Raw genomic sequence first — 19697 nt, forward strand, 5'->3', positions numbered from 1 at the left:
GAGGGCGGCAGGGCGGAGCCCTGCCGACCGACGACAACGCGGCCAGGCGCGGTGCCGGGGCCCGCGAGCCCGGCCTGATCCAAACGAGAGGCCCTAACCCCCGGCGCAGGGTGCTCAGCCCAACTGTTCCGTCGTCCCGTCCGGGTGGATCAGGAGGCGGATCGCGCCGCCGTAGCGGTTGTCGTTGATGGTGGCCGGGGTGGGGCCACCGAGTTGCTGGGCGCGCTGTTGGAGGATCGAGAGGATGACGTCCTGGATGTCGCCGTAGGGCGGGGCAGTAACCGGGACGCCGTCGATGAGGCCGGCGTTGGGGGAGAAGACGTGGACCTGGGCGTCGAGTTCGGCGCCGGATGCAGCGGGGGACGGGGTCGCTTCGGGCATTGGGGTTTCCTTCCGGCTCAGGCGCTCTTCGCCTCGTCCTGCTCGGGCAGGGTGGGCAGGTCGCGGTCGGCGGCGTCGGGGGTGCGGGCGTACGTGCCGCGGGCCAGGCGCTGAAGGCGGCCCGACTTCACCAGGGCGGACAGGACGTTGCTGATCGTCTTCGACGGGTCGCCGTAGACGCCGGGTGGCAGCGCGCGCAGGACGTCGCGGGCGGAGAACGGGCCGGGGAAGGTCGCCACGGCGGCCTCCACGGCGGCGCGGATGCTGGGGGCGGCGGCACGGCGGCCGGATACGGTCGCGGAACCCGTGCCCGAGGTCGTGGTCCCGGCGGGCGCCGGGTGCGGCAGGTGGGCGCGGATGCCGTGCAGGGCGGTGCGGATCGCCTCCAGGTGGGCCTCGTCCCCGTCGCCGGAGGTCGCGGCCAGCATGGCGGCCACCTTTTCTATGTTGGCGAGGGAGGCGGCGAGTTCGCGCAGCAGCGGCTCCACGAAGTCGCGACGGAGCGCGGCGACCGGGTCCGTCGTGGCGAGGTCGAGGGAGACGGACCCGGTCAGGGCGGCGAGCTGGGGCGTGTCGGTGCTCTCCGGTCCCACGGCACAGTCCGGGAGCAGTGACTCGACGGATGTCCGCACGGCGTGGACCTCGCGCACCGTCTCGGAGGTGACATCGCCGCCGGGCACGCTCATCAGCATGGTGACGAGCTGTTCCAGGCTGGTGAGCGCGGGCAGCGCGGAGCGGACCAGCGGACCGAGCAGGGCCTGGCGTACGGCCTGGGCGGGATCCTCGTACGAGAAGGCGATCCGCTGCCCGGACTCGGCCGCTGCCATGTCCTCGCTCCTGCTTGCCGTCGGCCCGTGCGTCGGGGAGAACGCCGGGGGCTGTCTGTGGGTCGGCTGCGTGCCGGTGTGCTCGTGCAACTGTGCCGGTGCGTCGGGCATGATTTGCTGCAACGCCCTTTGCTGCTGGGCGAGTTGGTCCTGACGCAGATCGAACGCGTCGAGGATCTGCTCCAGTTCGGGCAGGCCGTGTTCGCCGGTGTGGCGCAGGATCGTTTCGCCGGTACGGTCGCCGGCGCGGGAGCGCAGGCGGGTCAGGCGGCGGGAGGTTCCGCCGAAGCCATCCGCAGAGCGGGTCGGCAGGTCGCCGTTGGCGTCGCCGATGCCGAGCGTGCGGCGGATCCAGCGCCGGTCCTCCTGCGTGGTCGCGGCCGCGTAGCCGGACGGCTCGGCGTGGGCTACGGCGTCCTGGAGGCACTCCGCCCACAGGGGACAGGAAGCGCACAGGTCGCGGGCGGTGCGTTGCAGGACGAGGTGCTGGCGGCGGTGCTCCCGTTGTTCCGGTGAGGGGTCCGTCGCGTCCGTCGTGGTGTCCGCGCTCTCCAGCAGCGGGTGCTGGAAGACGTCCGGTCGGCGCCGGCAGGGCAGGGCGGCGTCAGGTAGGTGCGCCCCCCGTACCGGCCCGCGCGACGAGCGCGCGAGCAGCGCCGTATGGCTTGCCATACGCATGTCTGTTGTCCCCCGTGGTGATCCTTGATCGCCGGGGACTTTAAAGCAATTCGTCAACCTCGTGCAACGCATCTGCAAAGGGCGTGCCGTTCCGACACATTGACGCGACCAAACATTCACATCGGCCTCAGCTGTCCACCGGTCTTGCGTTCTTGCGCCGGAGCAGGCGGCCGAGGAGAGGCGACATCCGGCCAACCGTGGCTTCCAGGCCTCCGCCGCGCAGGGCCAACACCCCGACCACACCGAGGAATCCGACCGGCACGCCCGCCTCCGGGACGAACATCCCGACGGCCGAGGCAATGACGAGGATCACATCCGCCAGGACGACGGTGACGCCGCGCCGGCCCGGGTGGTCCTTCACCATCCAGGCACCGAGGAGGGCCATGCCGGCGAGGGCCCAGTAGCCGAAGGCGGCCGTCCCGCTCACCGCCGTGCCCGAGTTCCAGCGGGCCGCGTCGCCCACCGCCGAGAAGTAGCCGGTGAACGCGGCGGCGAGGATGCTCGATCCGAGAGCCAGCAGCAACTGCGCCCTGCGCCGCAGCAGCCAGACGACCGCGCCGAGGACGAGCAGCGCACAGACGGTGAGGAAGGACGAGCCGCTCCGGGAGGCGAGGGTGACCAGGGTGTAGGCGGCGGCGAGACCGAAGACGACGCGGGGGAGCAGGCGGACGGCCCACGTGTCGTTCTCGTCCTGGCGGAGGAGGCGACGCAGGGGGCTGCCGGCAGCGGGCCGGGGGACGTGCTGCCGGTCGCGCTGCTGTACGCGGTCCGGCGGGGTGCGGTGTGTGCGGCTCATGGGCGGGTCACACTCCCAGGCCGGAGTCGTTCGACTTCTCGGGGGCGGGCGGCGCCTGCGTGGGTGGTGCCGGAGTGTTCTCGGGGCCCGGCGTCACGACGTTCTTCGCCTCGACGTTCACGCCGGGCAGGTAGACACCGTGGGTGCTGACCGCGGTGGCCGCGGCCTGAACCGGGGACGCGGGCTGCCGCGACTCCGCTCCGGTGTTGACGGTGACGCCGGGCAGGAAGACGCCGTGCGTGCTGACCGGGGGAGCGGAGATCTCCGGCGCCTGCCGCTCCTCGACCGCCGCAGCCTCGACACCCTGTTCGGCCTGGAGGGACAGGACCTCCTCCGTGAGCAACCGGGCGTCGGCCTCACGGCCGTCCAGGTGAGCGACGCGGGCGCAGGCCTCGAGGATCGCGACGCGTTGCGCCTCGGGGGTGGTCAGGGACTTCAGCGTCTTGAGGTCGACGTAGCCGGCCTCGGCGACCTGGGCGCGCCGCGGATCGGCGTCCTCGTAGGACAGGTGGTGGACCTGCGCGCGGACGCGGTCCTCGGACAGCAGGGCCCGTGTCTCCGGCGGGAGGCCTTCGAGATCCGCCTCCGACGGCGGGTACATGAAGTGGATGTTGTCGAGGCCCGTTCCGGTGCGGAGCTCGGGCAGTTCCGTCTGGTACGCCACCGACCAGGGGGCGAGACCCCGGGCGAAGAGGACGGCTTCGCCCTGCGTGGCCTTCGCGTACTCCTGGGAGAGAGCGGACCAGGCCTTGCCGGCGAGGGCGTTGCCCTCCTTCTCGTCCAGCTCCAGTGCGTCGTGCACGGCCTTGTCCCACAGGTGGAGGGCGCTCAGTTCCTTGCCGCCCCGGGTGCCCTCCAGGAAGCGCGTGCTCCCGTCCGCCACCGCGTTCTCCGCATCGGTGTACGCCCCGGCGACGTACTGGTTGCTGAGTCGCTCGTTCTCTTCGAGGGAGGGGTGGTCCTGGAGGATGTGGGACCAGAAGGCCGACCTGATGTCGGGGTCGGGTGTCGCGACGTGCGGGCCGAGCTCCTCGTGGACGAAGTCGACGAGGTACTCCGTGAGGCCCTTCTCGGCGGCTCTGGCCTGGGCCTTGAGCTGCTGGGCGATCGCCAAGCCCTGCGCGGGGGTCAGCCGGCGGGCGTCGTCCTTGCGGAGCTTTCGCGCGGCGTCGATGAGCTCGTTCGGCAGCGGCTCCTGGTTCACAAGACCTCCGGCGGGTAGCAGTCGATTTTGATCAGCGCGCCTCGCTTCTCGCCCGGCAGCGGGGCGAGGCCGAGGTTGACCCAGAGCACCGTCACGCGCCCCTCCGGGCCGAGCGCCGGCCAGATGGCCAGGCGGTAGGGGCTCTGGTTCTCCAGCCGCAGGGCACGCGGCATGAGCCAGTGGCCGTCGTGCGGCGGCTCGGGAAAGGCCGGGTCGTCCCAGGCTCCGGAGAACTGGGGCGCGCCGAGCACGGAGCGCGCGGCCGCCTCGTACGCCGTCCACGCCTCGGCGGCGCGGTCCAGCACCGTCTGGTTCTCGGCCGGGTCGTCCGCCCTGAGATGCCAGGTCGTCCAGGACAGGCTCGCGACCGGGGCCCAGTCCCCGCCGACGACCGGGTACAGCGCCATGTGCTGGCCGGTGGCGGTCTCGACGCTGAGCGTCCGCTCGCTCGGTACGGGCTTCCAGCCCAGCAGGGTGCACCAGTCGTCCAGCGCCTGACCGGAGCTGGGCGGGCCGGCCCAGACCGACGGCCAGTCCACGTGCTCCAGTCCCCTCAGTTCCTCGGTGAACTTTTGGGGGGAGCGCTCCGTCTTGAGAGTCGTCATCGTGTGTCGCCTTCCTCGTCTGTCTGCTGGTCCCGGGTCATCCGAGCCAGGCCGGGCCACGGTCCTCCGGATCGGAGGGGCCGTGGCAGGCGAGGCCGATCCTCGCATCGGCCGGAACCGGGCGGGACGCTGAGCCCAGCCCCGAGGTCATCCTCAGCTCGATGACGGGTGCCTCGGGCGTCCGGAAGCGCCACACCGCGACGCGGTACGGGTCCCGGTGCTCCAGGCGCCGTTCCCGGCTGAACCATGCCCGGCCGGGCAGTTCAGGGAAGTCCGTCGCGTCCCACCTCCCGTCCCACTGCGGCGCGCCCATGAAGCCGCGCAGGGCGTCGGCACAAGCCGTCCACCGTGCCTCCGCCAGAGCCAGGACCCGCTCGTTCTCGTCCGTGCCATGGGCCCGGGCGGACCACACGGTGTGCTCGACCCGGGTCACCGGCCGGCCGGGGGCGACCGTGGCGAGGTACAGACGTCCGCCTCCTGCCGTACGGATGTGCATACCGCCCTCGAACCACAGCGGGCGCCAGCCGAAGCCCGCGCACCAGTAGGTGCGCTTGCCCTCGTCCTGCGGAACCCCCGCCCACACCGTGGGCCAGTCCACGCCGATGAGCCGCTCGAGTTCCGTGACCAGTTGGTCGGGGGTGCGGTCGGCGGTCAGGACGGGCATGGGCTGGCTCCTCGGGGTGGGATGTGGTCAGACGCGGCCGTTGGGGTTGCGCGGGTCCCGTGGGGGCGGCGGCGTCGGGGACGCCGGCTGCTGGGGCGCGGGCGTCGGGCGGGGGACGGACGGTTGCTGCACCGGCGGCTGGGACTGCGGGGCCTGCGGCCGGGGCTGGGAGGAGGCCGGCCTCGCCTGGGACTGCGGCTGGGGCTGGGGGTGCTGGCCGGGCTGGGGTGCTGCCGACGGATCGGCGCCCTTGTTCGACGTGGCCGAGCTGACCCGCCCGGTGCGCCGCGTGCGCCTCTCCTCCTCCGCCTGTTCCCGCTCCTGCTTGTTGTCCTTGACCATCGACCGGTAGTTCTTGTGCGTCATCCGGGTGCCCTCGTAGGCGGCCTGCTGCTTTTCGCGTTCGCCGACGGGGAGGAGCCCGGACCGCTGGAATCTCGCCCCCAGCAGGCGCCGGTCGATGTTGCGGGCCGCCGTGCCGGCCACGCGGCCGGCGACCCGGCCCATCGTGCCGTCCTTGGGCTTGATCACACCGGCCGTCTTGTCGGCCAGATTGCCGCTGGCCGCACCGGCCGCGTCGCCGACACCCAGGGCGTCGTCCGCGCCCGCGACCTGCGGGGAGAACTTCCCGGACAGCAGGTTCTTCAGCAGCATGATCACGGCGATGGTGACCAGCAGGAGCATCAGCAGCTGCATGCCCAGGGGGATCTGGAGCGGCAGGATCATCTGGTAGAAGAGCAGCAGGATCGTGAGGATCACGCCGAAACCGGCGCGTAGCACGAAGCTGTGGACGAAGGTCTGCCACCAGCCTCGGAGCAGCTTCTGCTGTGTGGGGTGGATCGAGATGATCGCCACCAGTGGCAGGAGGATCACCATGATGAGCGTGACCGCGTGCCACAGCAGCGTCAGTGCGCTGAGCGCGATCACCATGATGCCGACGATCAGCGAGGCGACCAGCGCGTAGATCGCGATGCTGATGCGGGTGGCCGGCTTGCGGCCGCTCCACTGCTCGTAGAAGCGCGAACTCTCCTTCTCGGCGATGTACTTGCGCAGCTCGCCGTACTTGTTCTCCTTGGACTTGATGATGTCCTTGTCGCCGTTGTAGTAGTCGAAGTTCGTCACCGACTGCACGACGACCTGCTTGACCCGCAGGTCGGTGCAGCGGTCGCCCTTGCCGAAGTCGCAGTCCTCGGTCTTCTCGTACTCGATCCGCTGCTTGCCGACGTCGCCGAACTGGCCGATGGACCAGGGGCGGAAGGCCAGCGTGTCGTACATGGCGCAGCTGGAGATCCGCATGCCGCGCTGCGGCTCGTTGTCGTCCAGGTCGCAGGGCGGGGCGACGCCGTCCACCGCGCTGTCGAGCACGGCCTCGGTGAGGGCCGCGTTGCCCTGCGCGATGCCGGAGTCGGCCGTCTGGACCACGGCCACGTAGTTGCCGTTGACCAGGAACGCCGAGACCGCGACGACCACGAACGCGGCCCAGCCGACGCCGGCCCAGACCTCGCGCATGTCGCCCTTGCGCCACTTGCCGAACACCCACAGGCCGGTGAGGAGGATCATGGTGGGTACGGCGAGCTTGAACACGCCGTTGTTGAGGCGGTCGACGACGCTGTCGTCACCCTCGACGGTGCCCTCGTAGAGCGCGGCGAGCGGGCTCGGGTTGGACGAGATCTCCTTGATGCTGATCGCGGCGCGGCTGAGGATCTTGCTGAGGTCGAACACCATCTGGGCGATGGTGTTGTTGATCTCGTTCTGGATGCTGCAGTCGTCGTCGTCCGCGGAATCGCCGTCCTTGGCCTGGCCCTGGCTCACCTGCGTGGACGCCCAGTTGAGGCCGCGCATGGCGTCGATCTCGTAGAGCGTGTAGTCGCCCGCGCTGCCCGGCATCTTCACCGCGCCGGAGACGAGCTGACGCTTGCCGTCCCACTGCTGCACGGACGGGAAGATGTTCTCCGCGTTCGCGCCGGGCATGTCGGCCATCTGGTTGATGCTCTGCGACGTCCAGTCACAGGTGTCGAAGAGGGCCTTGGCGGACTGCGGGGTGGACAGCGAGAGCGCGATCACCCCGAACACCACGAACAGGGCGGCGCGGGCCGCGACGCCCGTGCTGATGAGTTTCTCGCGGAGGGAGCGCCTCGTCCGGGGCGCCGCCGGACGGTCGGCGCGTGGCCGGCTGCGGGTCAGCATGGAGAGTCCTTCGGCGGATCAGTAGTCGGACGGGAAGTAGTCGCTCAGCACGCACCCGTCGACCGCTGCGGCCTGCTTCTCGAAGCCGCTCGGGATCTCGGCGTCCGGATCGCACGTCAGGTACTTCAGGTCGGACGCCTTCAGCTCCTCGATCGTGCGGTCGTCGACCGGGACGACCGCGAAGTCCTTGCCGACCAGGAAGCTCGCGTGACCGTCCTTCTTGGCGGCCGTCTGGAGCTTCTTCATGTCCGGGACGGTGAGCAGGGCGATGGCGTCGCTGTACTTGTCCGTGCAGACGGCCCGCTCGGTGATGCCCCACGAGGCGTCCTTGGCCTCGGTGTCGCCCCAGGCGGGGTTCTTGTCGGCGTCGTCGGAGTCGTCGTACTCGGCACCCGGCGTCAGGTCCAGGCAGGAGGCGTACTTGTTGAGGTAGTAGGCGATGGACGCCATGTCCTTGCCCTCGGGCAGACCGGAGGCCGCCGGCTGTGAACTGCCTGCGCTCGTCCCGTCGCCGTCGTTGCCGCTGTTCTTGCCGTCGTCGTCCCCGCTCCCGCACGCCGCCACCGACGTCGACATGACGAGGAGGGCGCAGGTGGCGAGTGCTCGCTTGAATCGCATGGTGTCCTTGCCTTGCTGGGCGGTTTCCGTGGGGGTCATGCGGCGGCCGTCGCCGGTGCCGCCGTGCGGGCCGGGTCCTCCTCCGCCTCCTGGAGGAAGGTCCAGTCCCAGACGCTGACCGGCGGGTTGATGCCCTGGCGGGCCGGGCGGGTGGTTCCGTTGGTGTCGGTGGCGGCGAGGATCTCCTGGAAGACCAGGTCGACGGCGACCGTGCCGACGCGCTTGTCGGCGTCGCGCTGGAGGCAGACACCGGTGCGCAGTTCCTGGAGGGCGGCGATGACCTTCGGGTCGTTCTCGGGGCGGCCCAGGAGCGGCGCCACCAGGGACGCCTCCTGCGCGGACTTCTGCTTGAAGGCGAAGACCGTGTGGATCTGGTTGGCGCCACCGCTGCGGGCCTCGGAGTCCTCGATCTGGACGAGGTCGATGGCCTGCTGGGTGATCAGCACCGTCACGGCGAGGTAGGAACGGCCCTGCTTCAGGGCGCGGCGCATCAGATCGCGGCCGGACTCGGTCGCCGTGACCACGTACGCCTCGTCGACGAAGAGCGCCTTCGGGCGCAGGCCGACCTCGCCGGTCACCGGGTTCTTCTCGTAGCCGACGTCCAGCATCTGGCTGCCCAGCTCCACGACCGCCATCAGGGCCGTCGCCGCGAGGCGTTCCGCCGGGTTCCAGTTGCGCGGGTCGGAGGCCGCGGGGGACTGGAAACCGCGCAGGGTGATGACCGTACGGCGCTTGCGCATGCTGGACAGCGGCTGCGGGCGCTCCGCGAAGGACAGCCGGGCGTACGGGAGCGTGCGCAGCTCCGTGAGGAGCATCTGGGCCAGTTTCAGGTCCTTCTGCGCCTCGCGGTCACCGGACGCCACCGCGTGGTCGTACGCCGCCACGACCTCGTCCACCACCTGCCACAACGTGGGTCGGGGTACGGCCAGTTCGGCGTCGCGGGCCGTCAGGCCCTGCTCGACCGCCTGGCGGATCGCGGAGTTGTAGCGGCCGATGACCGTGGCCATCGCCTCGATCACGGGGAGGCGTACGCGCTGGTAGTCCTCGTCGCCGAGGAAGCCCCGCAGCATCGATTCGGCGAGCAGTCGCCCTGACGGTACGTCCCTCGCGATGACCCACGGGTCCAGCACGCCCGCCTGGCCCTTGAGGAGGTCGACGACCTCCGTCTCCGCCCAGAAATCCGGGTTCACCGGCTGGAAGTGGCTCGCCGGGGTACCGAGGATGCCCGCCTCCGCGTCGGACGCGAACGCCGGGTCGTTCACCTGGGAGCCGAAGGCCAGGTAGTAGCACAGCTGGGCGAAGTCGGTCTTGGGGTCGATGACCAGGCAGCGCACGCCCGACTCCGACTCCTCGTAGAACTTCTGGAGGGCCAACGACGATTTACCACCGCCCGAGGCGCCCACGATCGCCAGGCCACCGCCGTCGTTCCGCGCCGGACCCACGTGCAGCGAGTAGTGGACCGGCATCTTGCCCGCCCAGCCGACCAGGTTCCCCACCCAGCCGAGGCGCTTGCCGGAACGCTGCTCCGGGTTGTCGCCCAGCTCGGTGCCGGCGGTGGGCAGGCCGGCGCCGAGCTGCTCGACCTCCTGCAGACGCAGGTAGGGCGCGATGGGCAGCTTCGGGGCGTCGCCCGGGAGCTGGGACTGGAGCAGGCGCCACTGCTGACGGGTCGGACGCAGCAGCGTGACCTTCAGGTCCTGCTTGAACTGCATCTCCAGGACGCGGCGGCGGCGCTCCAGCTCCTTCACGTCCGGCGCCGAGATCGTGAAGCGGATCTGCGCCTCCATGCCCGGCATCTTGTGCTCCTCGATGTCGTCGACGAGCTCCTGGGCGCGGGTGACCTGGCTGCCCAGCTTGGTGTCGGGGGCGCGGCCGGAGTTGGCCATGTCGTTCATCTCGTCGACGAGGTTGCCGCGGATCTTGTCGGCGCGGTCCTTGAACCTCAGGTACGGGATGAGCGTGAACCGCATGTCGATCTCGACCGGGAACTCCACGTGCTGGGCGGCGTAGCGGGCCCACGCGGTGGACTGGCGGAAGCGGGTCTCGGCGGGCCAGTTGGCGGCGACCAGGGTGGTCGTGTAGCTGGTCTGCTGCTCGCCCGTCACCTCGTCGTACTGGTGCAGCACGATGTGCGTCTTGCGGTTCTCGCCGGAGAAGTCGACGACCAGGTCGAACTGGTTGGGTCCCCAGGCGCGCGAGCCGAGCACCGGCTCCGGCGGGACCGGGAGGTCGCCGTGGAGCGGCTTGCGGATCAGCCAGACCAGTTCCTCGCGGGTGAGCGGGGCGCCCTTGAGACCCTCCAGGCTCTCGTGGACCTCGCTGGCGACCTGGGCCCACTCGGCGACGACGTGCGGGGACAGGTGCTCGTCCGCGACGCCGGTCGCGGTGGCGGCGGCCTGGTCGGCGGCGCCGCGCACGCCCTGGAGCAGGCCGGGCTCGTCGTAGGGCTCGTCGTCCTGGGACACGACACCGCTGCCGCCCCCGCTGGTCCGCTTCAGCGAACCCAGCTTCACCAGCAGGATGTTGCGCTCCCGCTTGGCGCCGATGCGCTCCTGGTACTCCGCCTTGCGCAGGTTGTATGCCTTGTAGTTCTCGGTGGGGTCCCAGGCGACCGCGTTCAGGTCCTCCGCCCAGGTCAGCGCGGTGATCGGCTGGTAGACCTTGCGGTAGTGGCACTCGACGTTGCGGTCACCGCGCGCGAGGTTGAGCAGGCCGCGGGCCGGGCCCTCGGCCATCGCCTGGAGTTCACCGGCGTTCAGGTACTCGTCGATCGCGTTGGGCAGCACCAGGCCCGTCCACACCGAGTCGCCGTGCACGAAGATCATGTCGTCGGCGTAGCGGTAGGGGAGGCGGAGGTCCTCGCGGCGGGCGGAGGAGGACGAGCCGGACGACCTGGAGCGGGACGAGGACGTGCTCTTGCCGCCGCCCTGGCCCTGGCCGTTCTTCTTGCTCGACGAGGCGGCCATGATCATGGCGACCACGAAGAAGGCGGCCGCCCCGCCCAGAAGGATCAGCATGAACATGGAGGAGTCACCCTGAGGTAGTTGACGTAGAACAGCGGTGGGTCAGTGGTGGGTCAGCGGTGCGCCGAGAAGGCGCTGCCGCGCTCGGCCGCCGCCCGGCGCGCGGCCTCGTAACGCGCCTGCCAGCGCGGGGAACCGGGCGTGAAGAGGATGACCTGCCAGTGCAGTTCCTCGGGCTCCTGGTCGGCGGCGAGGCCCTGCAGCCGCTTGGGCTGGAACCACCAGTCGGTCCACACCACCAGCTGCTGGCTCAGCGTGAGCGCGGAGGGCAGCGGTCGGCCCCAGACGAAGTAGACGGCGAACGGCGGCCCGAAGTAGAGGACCGACGTCCACATCGACATGCCGAGGAAGGGGAGGAACGCCGACAGCGAGAACAGCGCGATCAGCCAGAGCAGCCCGAAGCCGAACGCCGCTCCCAGCGCGGGCAGCAGCAGACCCGGCAGCGGGATGTTGCCCCAGTTCCAGATCCGCTTCGGCCGGTTGACCAGGTCGGTGTGGTCGTAGGCGACCAGCGGCTCCGGAGCGTCAGCACTCATGTCCGCGAACTCCCCTCGATCTCCTCGTCGTTACGGTCGGACGCTTGCGTGCGTCAGCCGTTGCCGCCGCCGATCTGGCCGCCGAGGTCGATGAGCACACCGGCGAGGCCGGTGGCGCCGCCGATGATCAGGGCGGCGAGCGCGATCATGCCGAAGCCCTGGAAGGCCTCGCGCATGCCGTCGCCGCGCTTCATCGACAGGAGCATGCGGATGCCGAGGATGAGGAGGGCGATGACGGCGACCATCGTCCCGGCGTTGCGGAGGATCGTCTCGATCTCTCCGAACATGTCCTCCATGGTGGTGGCTGCCAGGTACACGGTGAATCCTCTCGGGTGGTGAGTAAGAAGCGGTGGGGGCGCCCACGGCGGGCGCCGGCCCGGTCAGGTCAGGACTTGCCGGGCTTGTGGCCCTTGGACGACTGGGTCGTCGTGGAGGCGGAAGCAGAGGGGGCGGGGGAGGCGGGGGCCGAGGCGTTCGGGTCGGCCGGGTCGGTCGGGGCGCTCGACGGGGCGCCGGTGCCGGGCGCGGTGTCCGTGCCGTCGCTGTCGGCCCGGCCGCCGTCCGGGTCCAGCACACCGCCGTGGATGTCCTTGATGAACCAGCCCTGGGCCGTGTTCACCACGGTCATCCGGTACGAGCGGCGCACCGTCTCGCCCTTCGGGTCGCCCCAGTCGATGATCACGCGCACCTGGACGGACTGGCCCACCTTGTAGGCGTACGGGTCGGTGTCCTGGAGGCCCGCAGGGACGAGCGCGACCACGTCGTTGACGGTCGGGTCGGCCAGTCGGCCCGCCAGGCCCGATGTGGCCGCCTCCGACGCGTCGGGCGTGGTGAAGCGGGACATGGCGGTCGCGTCGGAGGCGCCCCAGGCCGTGAAGTAGCCGGGCAGCACCTTCTCCTGGAGCTGCTGCGACAGCGCGTCGTCCACGACCTCGTCGTCCTGGTCGACCTCTGGCACGTCCGCGCGGGCCGGCATGGGCATCTGTCCGACGTCACCGGCGACGCGCATGCCCTCGCCGGTCTTGAGGTCCTTCACGTACACGGGGACGGTGAGCGTGGTGAGCGCGCCGTCGGTCGTACGGACCTGCACCCCGATGTAACGGCCGTTGGCGCCGTACTCGGGAAGATTCTCCGCCGTGCCGTCCCAGCTCGCGGAGATGGCGGTGCTCTTGCCCTCACCGCTCCAGCCGCACTCCGGGTCGACGCCCGCGGAGGCGTAGCGGGCGAGGTTCTCGCGGCGCGTGGACGCGCGCTCGGGCGAGTACGTCATGCAGAGCAGCGCGTACTGCTCCGCGAAGGAAGCCGCCTGCTGCGTGGGGAAGTCGGTGAGGCGGTACTTGGCCGCGTCGGCCGCGTCCAGGCCGGCCGTGGAGGGGCCCGACGACTTGCCGACCATCAGCCCCATCACACCGCACGAGCCCAGCGCGAAGACGCAGGTGGTGATGAGGAGGGTGGCGCGCAGCGCGACGTGCGTACGGCGGCCTCCGGTGGCGATCCGGCCACCGGGCTTGGGGACGTCGAAGTCGCGGGCGGGGTGCGTCGCGGTGGCGGTGCCGGCGGTGGTGGCCTTGGGGGCGGTGGCCGCGGACGCTGCCGCGGGGGCCGAGTGCGCGGAGGTCGTGGCGTGCGCGGAGGGTGCGGAGGGCGTCGCGGTGGCGGCGTGGGCGGGGGCGGCCGTCCGGGCGGCGGGCGCCGTCGCCGTGCCGCCCTTCTTGCGCTGCTCCTTCGCCGCCTTCTTCTGCTCGTACGCGGCCTTGCGCGCCGCCCGCTCCCGCTCGCGCTTCTCCTTCTTCGACTCGCCCTGGGGACGCGTCTCGCGCGGCGGCAGCGTCGGTACGGCGGCCTGTCCGGGCGCGTTGCGCACCCAGGCGGCGGCGACCTGCGCGCGGGCCGCGTCGGAGGGGAGCTGCTGGGGCTGGGGGTAGGGCGGCTGCGGGGCGGAGGGCTGCTGCTGCCCCTGGGCCTGCTGTCCCCCCTGCCCCTGTGCCTGCCACGCCTGCTGCTGCGGCTCTTGCGGCTGCTGGGGAGGACCGAAGGACCCGGGCTGCCCGTTGTGGTCTGTCATCGAGTCGGTTACTCCAGCGAGTCGGTTCCCCGTCCGCCTGGGCGGGTCCGAACCGCACCGCACGACGGGCCCTGGCTCGGCCAGGTGCGCTGGCAGTGTGACAAAGACCCGTCACGGGACCGGTGTCGCTTTTCCCGGCGGGAGTACGGGAATTCCCGGCAAGCCCGTTCCGGGGAAACCGGACGGGAAAAGTGATGGGGACATGGCGGGAGAGGGCTCGGTGTGCCGGGCGCCCCTCGGCCCACAATGCGCGGGGCACGTCTGCCCGACGTACCCGTACTTGGACCCGACCGACCCGGCGAAGGACGAGAGTTGAGCGACGAGAACGGGCACCCGCAGCAGCCCGACCCGCGCACCTGGGGCGTGCCCCAACAGGTGCCGCCGACGGTCCAGCAGGCCCCGCAGATGCCCCAGGCCCCGCAGGCCCCCCAAGCCCCCCAGGTCTTCCAGGCCGAGCACGCCTGGGTCGACGGCTACGAGCCCGGCAACCCCTGGCAGGCACGGCTGTGCGTGCAGACGCCGTACGGGACCTACGCCTATCCCCTCACGCCGAACACGATTCCCGAACTCCTCGAGCAGATGGTGCTGGTGGCGCAGGAGCAGCAGGGACTGCCCGTCGGCCTGGACGCCGAACCCGAGCCGTCCGGGCCCGGCGCGGACGAGCAGGACGAGGACGAGCAGGGCCACGGCAACCGGCTCCAGGGCGGCCGCGCCGCGCGGATGACGGGGTGGGCCGTCGTCCACGACCTGTGGGAACGCGAGGACCCGACGGCGCGGATCGTGATGGGCGCGGTGGTGGTGGGGCTGCTGCTGCTCGGTGTCTTCCTGACCTGATCGCCTGGACGAGAGAGGTGGCCGTGCTGACGGAGACGACCGGCCGCACGGCACAGGACCTCGCCCCCGTCCCCCGAGCAACAGCAGGAATGGAACGATGAGCGCTACGACCGAAGCCGCCGCCGCGGAGCCGGAGTTCTACTTCGCCGACGTGTACGTCTTCGTCTCCGACTACCTCGCCCAGATGATCCGCCGCCGCATCAACGGCACCTCGGCCACCTGGTGCCCCAAGTGGTGGGAACACCCCGAGGCCGGCGCCCGCCTCGCCGCCCTCTGGCTGGCCTGGGAACACCTGCGCCACGACCCGGCCCTCGGCATGTCGACCTGGTGGCTGCACCACGCCGACCCGCATCTGCGGGTCCTGATGGACGCGGACACCGGCCCCTTCGCGGCCTGCTCCCCGCGCGACGGGCACACGGCCTATCCGTTCGACCCACTGCCGGTGGACCCGCGGCCGGAGTGATCGGCGGGCGGGTGTGGGGGAGGATGGCGCGGTGAGCCGTGAGGACAGAAAACGCGAGAAGCAGATGCAGGACGCCTACGCGCAGAGCACCGGCCTCTACACCGCGACGCTCAGCGCGCCTCCCTACCCCCACACCGTCCTCGGCGTGGCCGTGGGACCTGAGCGGGGGAGCCCGGTGGAGGCGCTGGTGAGCATGCAGGCGGAGGCCCGTGCCATGGGCGCCGACGGAGTGCTGGGCGTCGGCTTCTGCACGGTGCCCCGGGTCGCGGGCGCCGCTGCTTTCTTCGCGTACGGCACCGCCGTGCGGTGGGCCGCGACGGAGGACTGACCCCGGGCGCCCGCTGAGGACGCCCGGCGAGGCACGCCTTCGCCTCCCGCGCTTTCCTCATCCTTTCCCGCCCCTCGCCGGCCCCTTTCCCACCGGGAATTCCCGCCGCTCCCGCCGCCCCGCCTCCCCCTACCGTGTCCCGGTCACCCGCCGTACCGGCTCAGCACAAGGGAGGCGCGGGAACGTGGAGTTGCCTGAGGAGAACAAGCGCACGGGGCTGCTGGCCCTGGCGGTGCTCGGCGTTCTCTTGGTCGCCGTACTCACCGTGTTCACCGTCTTCGACGGCGACGACGGGAGCGAGAAGGGCGACGAGGGCGGCGGCTCCGCGGCGCCCACCGCCACCGCCGGGAAGGGCGGCTCGGGCTCGGGCGCGCAGGACGACCCGGGCTCCGGCTCCGACGGCGCGAACGGCGGCGCGGCCCAGCCGATCGTCTCCTCCGCCGAGGCCGGCGAGGCCCACGAGGTCATGGCGCGGTACATGGCGGGCCTCACCACCTACGACCACACGAGCAAGACCGCGGCCTGGAGTGCTCCCCTCCTCCGGCTCACCACGAACGACGCGCAGATGAAGCAGGTCACCTCCCTGCCCACCGGCAAGGAGTGGGCGACCTGCCAGGCCGGCCGGTGCTCCTCCAAGGGCGCCGCCGTCGTCGTAGGCGACGCAGTGGTCTCCGACGACCTGGTGCGCGACAGCGGCCGCTCGATCTCCAGCCTGGTCAAGGTGACCGCCCGGCACACCGCGGGCGGCGAGAGCACCACCGAGTCCAACCAGTGGCTGGTCACCGTCAAGGAGGAGGACGGCCAGTGGGTCGTCTCCGGGTTCGACGTCTTCGGCCTCGGTGACGTGGGCGCCTCCGACGACTCGGGGGTGTGAGCCTTCATGGTTGCTCCGGCGGTACTGGCCGCCGCCAGCAAGGCGGCGAAGGTCGCCAAGGCGGCCAAGGCGGCGAAGCAGGCGGCCCAGCGCGGCAACGGCAACGGCAAGGACGGCGGCAAGAAGAAGAACCGCAAGTGGATGTGGATCGCCGGCGGCGTCGGTTTCCTGCCCTTCGCCGGCATCGGCACCCTCCTCCTGGTCCTCCTGGGCTCCCTCCTCGGCGGCATGGGCGCCGGTATGGCGCAGGCCGCCTGTGACGACTACGGGGACAACGCCGACGCGGGCAACACCGGTGACGCGGCGGCGACCAACCCGGTGATGCCGGCCGGCAAGATGTACATGCCGAGCGAGACGGCCCGCAACGAGATCCCGCCGAAGATGATCCTCGCCGCGATGCGCGCCGCCGCCCGCTACGAGGGCCTCGACTGGACGCTCATCGCCGGGCAGATGTACCAGGAGACCAAGTACGGCCAGGACAAGTCGGCCGCGCCCGGCGGCAAGAACTCCCTCGGCTACATGGGCATCCTGCAGTTCGGCACCCCGGCCTGGACGGACTACGGCGCCGACGGCAACGGCGACGGCAAGAAGGACCTGTACAACATCGACGACGCCGCCTGGGCGGCCGCGAACTTCCTGCACGCCAAGAAGGCCGAGACGAATGCCTGGCAGGCGCTGCTGACCTACTCCGGCTCCACGGCCTCCAACACGATCTACCCGCGGGTGGTCCTCACCCAGGCCGCCCGCTACCGCGGTGTGCTCACCGGCGACCAGGACCTCATCAAGCGCTGGTACGCCCACCTGAAGGAGACCATCGAGAAGAACCCGGACTTCCCCACCCTCGGGCAGAAGTCGGACATCCCGGAGCCGGTCGGCAACAACGCGCAGCCCGGTTCGGCGCTGAGCATCGCCGCGACCTCGCCCCGCTCCTGGTCGACGCCGGCGCTGGACGACGGTGGCGACGGCAGTACGACGGCCATGGCGCCGGTCGCGTACACGAGCGACCTCACCGCCGCGTACACGAGCGACCTCACCGCCGCGGGCACGACCACCGGTACCGCCGCCCTCGCCGCTCCCGCCGCCTTCCCGCGCGCTCCCAAGGAGCCCGCCGCCGGTGGCAAGAACTGGCAGTGGCCCATGAAGCAGGGCACCTACACCATCGGAACCAAGTACCACCAGACCGGCAACATGTGGAGCCTCGGCTACCACACCGGCCTCGACCTGGTGGCGCCCTCCGGCACCCCGATCTACGCCCCCGCGGACGGCAAGATCGTCCACGCGGGCCCGGGTGGCTCGTACGGCAACATGACCGAGATCCAGCACGCGGACGGTGCCATCACGCTCTACGCCCACCAGACCTCGATCAAGGTGTCCGTCGGCCAGCAGGTCAAGCGCGGTCAGCAGATCGGCACGGTCGGCGCGACCGGCAACGTCACCGGCCCGCACCTGCACTGGGAGGTCCGCGTCCCCGGCGTCGACAACCCGTTCGTCGGCGGCCAGGACCAGGGCCCGGGCATGGTCGACCCCGAGGACTGGATGAAGGGCCGGATCACCGCCAACCCCGACTACGGCACGGTCCCGGGTTCCGGCTCGGACGGCCGGGACGCGCAGTACGCCGAGTGCGCCGAGGACAACGGCGGCGCGGGCGTGGCCCCCGACGGCGCCGGTGCCTCCGGTGTGATGCCCGACGCCGACGACCCGGTGATCCGGGCGGTGCTGGGCTGGGCCCAGCGTGGCATCGGCGTCCCGTACGTGTTCGGCGCACCGCGCCTGCAGGGCGAGAACCCGACCAGTTTCGACTGCTCCAGCTTCACGCAGTGGGCGTACTACATGGCCAGCGGCGGGAAGATCAACATCGGCTCGACGACGTACGCGCAGGAGCCGTATCTCAAGGCGCACGAGGTGCCGTTGTCCCAGGCTCAGCCCGGGGACGTGATCTTCTTCCGGCCGGAGGGCAGCGGCAGGTCCGGACACGTGGGCCTCGTCTGGGACCCCAAGGGCCACAAGATCATTCACGCCCCGCGTCCGGGCCAGTCGGTCAAGTTCAGCACCTGGGACGTCCAGGACGAGATCACCGGTGTCTACCGCGTCCCGATCCCGCAGGGCACCAACGCGGTCGAGGGCGACGGCAAGAGCGACGCGAAGGGCGCCTGACGGGGCTGCCGCCGGGCAGCTCCGGCGGCACCACAACCATTCGATGGAGCAAGGAAGTTGAAGAAAACACGCACCGCCCTGATCACCGGGACCGTCCTGACGCTGGGGCTCGTCGCCGGCTGTGGCGGGAGCGACGACCAGGAACCCGCGCGCGGGGCCGGGAAGAGCGACCCGTCGGCCACGGTGCCCGCCGGGTCGGGCGGTCCCGTCTACGGCGGTGAGCGGATCCCCGGGCTCGCCGCGAAGCCCGCGTGGAGCCTGGCCCAGGACGACGACGCCCCGTACAACTGCGGTGGTGAGGCCGCCGTCGCGCCCGGCAAGCAGGACCCGCAAGGTGGTGGTGTCTGCGTGGTGGGCGACGCCTTCCTGCTGGTCCAGGACCTGTCCGCGCCGGTCGCGGAGGGTGAGACCGAGCCGCAGACGGCGCGCTTCGTCGCCCACCTCTACGACGCGGCGACCGGGAAGGAGCGCAAGTCCTTCCCGGTCGAGTGCGGTTACGACCCCACCGGCGGTCACACCCCCGCACGCGACACACAGGTCCAGGTCGGCGAGTGGAAGGACGGCAGCCCGGCCGTCCTGATCCGCGGTTGCGCGAACACCGAGGCGGACGGCCTGAGGAAGGCCACCGTCAAGACCGTCTACACCATGTACGCCCCCAGCGGCGCGAAGCTGGGCAGCTCCACCTACGGCGGCGAGGAGAACGCCGAACTCCCGGTGGTCCGGGGGCATGTGCTGCTGCCGGCGCCGTCGTACAGCGAGAACCGCACTTTCGCCCCGATCGGCGGCGGACAGCGGCTGGTGCTCCCCGCCGAGCTCGCCGAGGCCGAGCCGCTCGGCACCGGGCAGGGCTACGTCCCCGAGGGCGACGGCGTCAACGAGCCCCTGTCGCTGATCGAGCGTGCGACGGGCCGCACCTTGTGGACCAGCACGGACCTCACCCCGCCCGACGGCATCGCGCGGCAGGGCAAGGACGGTGACGGGGGGGACGCCCAGCTCTATCCCCTCCAGGGCGACCAGGCGGCCCTCGTCTGGTCGGCGAGCGGTTCCAACGACGCGGTGATCACCACGATCGACCTGCGCACCGGCCGCACGCTCGCCGTCGGCCCGCACGTCACGCTCAAGGAGTTCGCGCAGGACGGCAGCCCCGTCCTGGCACCCGACGGCAGGACGGCCGTCGTCAACTTCGGTGAGGGCGCGGTCGCCTGGGACACGAAGAGCGGTGCCGAACTGTGGCGGCAGGAGGCCGAGGACAAGGACATCGCACCGCGGTCCATCACACCCGGCGGTGTCCTGTACGCGGCGCTCGACGGCGCCGAGAACGCCGTCCTGGACGCACGCACCAAGAAGCTGATCTCCACCGGGTCCGAGGGGGACGTCCCGGACGAGTTCACCACCGACGGCCGCACCCTCGTCCACGCCGACAACGGCCTCTTCGCCTTCACGGCGGAGCAGGCCTGACG

Annotated in this window: 18 protein-coding genes; 6 read left to right on the forward strand and 12 right to left on the reverse strand. The window is 71.3% G+C overall.

Features of this window, described 5'->3' with window-relative positions:
* Positions 1-114: 114 nt before the first annotated feature.
* The 12 genes from AC067M_RS26115 to AC067M_RS26170 all read right to left on the reverse strand — a co-directional run bounded on the left by AC067M_RS26115 (position 115) and on the right by AC067M_RS26170 (position 13584).
* Positions 115-381 carry a hypothetical protein gene (locus tag AC067M_RS26115; protein ID WP_478699451.1) on the reverse strand — a complete coding sequence of 89 codons (267 nt, stop codon included), beginning with the start codon at positions 379-381 and terminating at the stop codon, positions 115-117.
* A gap of 17 nt (positions 382-398) precedes the next feature.
* On the reverse strand, positions 399-1886 hold the full coding sequence (locus AC067M_RS26120) for a WhiB family transcriptional regulator (protein ID WP_478699452.1): 1488 nt from the start codon (positions 1884-1886) through the stop codon (positions 399-401).
* A 127-nt stretch (positions 1887-2013) separates the two neighbouring features.
* A complete protein-coding gene (locus AC067M_RS26125) occupies positions 2014-2682 on the reverse strand; it encodes a hypothetical protein (protein ID WP_478699453.1) in 669 nt (222 codons plus the stop codon).
* Positions 2683-2689: 7 nt separating this feature from the next.
* Positions 2690-3886: a hypothetical protein gene (locus AC067M_RS26130; protein WP_478699454.1), complete on the reverse strand. Its 1197-nt coding sequence runs from the start codon at positions 3884-3886 to the stop codon at positions 2690-2692.
* Positions 3883-4491, reverse strand: coding sequence for a hypothetical protein (locus AC067M_RS26135; protein ID WP_478699455.1), 609 nt, complete (start codon positions 4489-4491; stop codon positions 3883-3885). The genes AC067M_RS26130 and AC067M_RS26135 overlap by 4 nt, the downstream gene beginning before the upstream one ends.
* Positions 4492-4528: 37 nt before the next feature.
* Positions 4529-5155, reverse strand: a complete 627-nt coding sequence (locus AC067M_RS26140) for a hypothetical protein (RefSeq protein WP_478699456.1) — start codon at positions 5153-5155, stop codon at positions 4529-4531.
* A gap of 27 nt (positions 5156-5182) precedes the next feature.
* The gene (locus AC067M_RS26145; RefSeq protein ID WP_478699457.1) at positions 5183-7342 is read right to left on the reverse strand and encodes a hypothetical protein; all 2160 of its coding nucleotides are present in this window, start codon (positions 7340-7342) and stop codon (positions 5183-5185) included.
* An 18-nt stretch (positions 7343-7360) separates the two neighbouring features.
* Complete coding sequence (locus AC067M_RS26150; RefSeq protein ID WP_478699458.1) at positions 7361-7999, reverse strand: hypothetical protein; 639 nt, start codon at positions 7997-7999, stop codon at positions 7361-7363.
* Positions 7996-10983: an ATP-binding protein gene (locus tag AC067M_RS26155; protein WP_478699459.1), complete on the reverse strand. Its 2988-nt coding sequence runs from the start codon at positions 10981-10983 to the stop codon at positions 7996-7998. Before AC067M_RS26155 ends, AC067M_RS26150 begins: the two co-directional genes overlap by 4 nt.
* Before the next feature lie 53 nt (positions 10984-11036).
* Positions 11037-11519, reverse strand: coding sequence for a hypothetical protein (locus AC067M_RS26160; protein WP_478699460.1), 483 nt, complete (start codon positions 11517-11519; stop codon positions 11037-11039).
* A gap of 53 nt (positions 11520-11572) precedes the next feature.
* Positions 11573-11836 carry a hypothetical protein gene (locus AC067M_RS26165; RefSeq protein WP_133928284.1) on the reverse strand — a complete coding sequence of 88 codons (264 nt, stop codon included), beginning with the start codon at positions 11834-11836 and terminating at the stop codon, positions 11573-11575.
* Positions 11837-11904: 68 nt separating this feature from the next.
* Positions 11905-13584, reverse strand: a complete 1680-nt coding sequence (locus AC067M_RS26170) for a conjugal transfer protein (RefSeq protein WP_478699461.1) — start codon at positions 13582-13584, stop codon at positions 11905-11907.
* A 312-nt stretch (positions 13585-13896) separates the two neighbouring features.
* Here AC067M_RS26170 and AC067M_RS26175 point away from each other — a divergent pair, with 312 nt between their 5' ends.
* From AC067M_RS26175 to AC067M_RS26200, 6 genes are all read left to right on the forward strand, one after another.
* Positions 13897-14418 (forward strand): hypothetical protein, encoded by a 522-nt coding sequence (locus tag AC067M_RS26175; protein ID WP_478699462.1) that lies wholly within the window; start codon positions 13897-13899, stop codon positions 14416-14418.
* Between the two features lie 97 nt (positions 14419-14515).
* Positions 14516-14881, forward strand: coding sequence for a DUF4913 domain-containing protein (locus tag AC067M_RS26180; RefSeq protein WP_478699463.1), 366 nt, complete (start codon positions 14516-14518; stop codon positions 14879-14881).
* A 31-nt stretch (positions 14882-14912) separates the two neighbouring features.
* Entirely contained in the window at positions 14913-15209 is a 297-nt protein-coding gene (locus tag AC067M_RS26185) for a heavy metal-binding domain-containing protein (RefSeq protein WP_478699464.1), read from the forward strand.
* A gap of 184 nt (positions 15210-15393) precedes the next feature.
* On the forward strand, positions 15394-16083 hold the full coding sequence (locus AC067M_RS26190; protein WP_478699465.1) for a hypothetical protein: 690 nt from the start codon (positions 15394-15396) through the stop codon (positions 16081-16083).
* 6 nt (positions 16084-16089) lie between these two features.
* Positions 16090-18237, forward strand: coding sequence for a peptidoglycan DD-metalloendopeptidase family protein (locus AC067M_RS26195; RefSeq protein ID WP_478699466.1), 2148 nt, complete (start codon positions 16090-16092; stop codon positions 18235-18237).
* A gap of 57 nt (positions 18238-18294) precedes the next feature.
* Positions 18295-19695 carry a PQQ-binding-like beta-propeller repeat protein gene (locus AC067M_RS26200; protein ID WP_478699467.1) on the forward strand — a complete coding sequence of 467 codons (1401 nt, stop codon included), beginning with the start codon at positions 18295-18297 and terminating at the stop codon, positions 19693-19695.
* Positions 19696-19697 lie beyond the last annotated feature (2 nt).

The organism is Streptomyces sp. NPDC043427, from assembly GCF_056436655.1.

Bases quoted from the DNA above. Each gene is read 5' to 3' on its own strand.
- AC067M_RS26160 (WP_478699460.1), bottom strand. From the start codon at position 11,519: ATGAGTGCTGACGCTCCGGAGCCGCTGGTCGCCTACGACCACACCGAC.
- AC067M_RS26180 (WP_478699463.1), top strand. From the start codon at position 14,516: ATGAGCGCTACGACCGAAGCCGCCGCCGCGGAGCCGGAGTTCTACTTC.
- AC067M_RS26140 (WP_478699456.1), bottom strand. From the start codon at position 5,155: ATGCCCGTCCTGACCGCCGACCGCACCCCCGACCAACTGGTCACGGAA.
- AC067M_RS26150 (WP_478699458.1), bottom strand. From the start codon at position 7,999: ATGACCCCCACGGAAACCGCCCAGCAAGGCAAGGACACCATGCGATTC.
- AC067M_RS26170 (WP_478699461.1), bottom strand. From the start codon at position 13,584: ATGACAGACCACAACGGGCAGCCCGGGTCCTTCGGTCCTCCCCAGCAG.
- AC067M_RS26115 (WP_478699451.1), bottom strand. From the start codon at position 381: ATGCCCGAAGCGACCCCGTCCCCCGCTGCATCCGGCGCCGAACTCGAC.
- AC067M_RS26125 (WP_478699453.1), bottom strand. From the start codon at position 2,682: ATGAGCCGCACACACCGCACCCCGCCGGACCGCGTACAGCAGCGCGAC.
- AC067M_RS26155 (WP_478699459.1), bottom strand. From the start codon at position 10,983: ATGTTCATGCTGATCCTTCTGGGCGGGGCGGCCGCCTTCTTCGTGGTC.
- AC067M_RS26120 (WP_478699452.1), bottom strand. From the start codon at position 1,886: ATGCGTATGGCAAGCCATACGGCGCTGCTCGCGCGCTCGTCGCGCGGG.
- AC067M_RS26135 (WP_478699455.1), bottom strand. From the start codon at position 4,491: ATGACGACTCTCAAGACGGAGCGCTCCCCCCAAAAGTTCACCGAGGAA.
- AC067M_RS26195 (WP_478699466.1), top strand. From the start codon at position 16,090: ATGGTTGCTCCGGCGGTACTGGCCGCCGCCAGCAAGGCGGCGAAGGTC.
- AC067M_RS26145 (WP_478699457.1), bottom strand. From the start codon at position 7,342: ATGCTGACCCGCAGCCGGCCACGCGCCGACCGTCCGGCGGCGCCCCGG.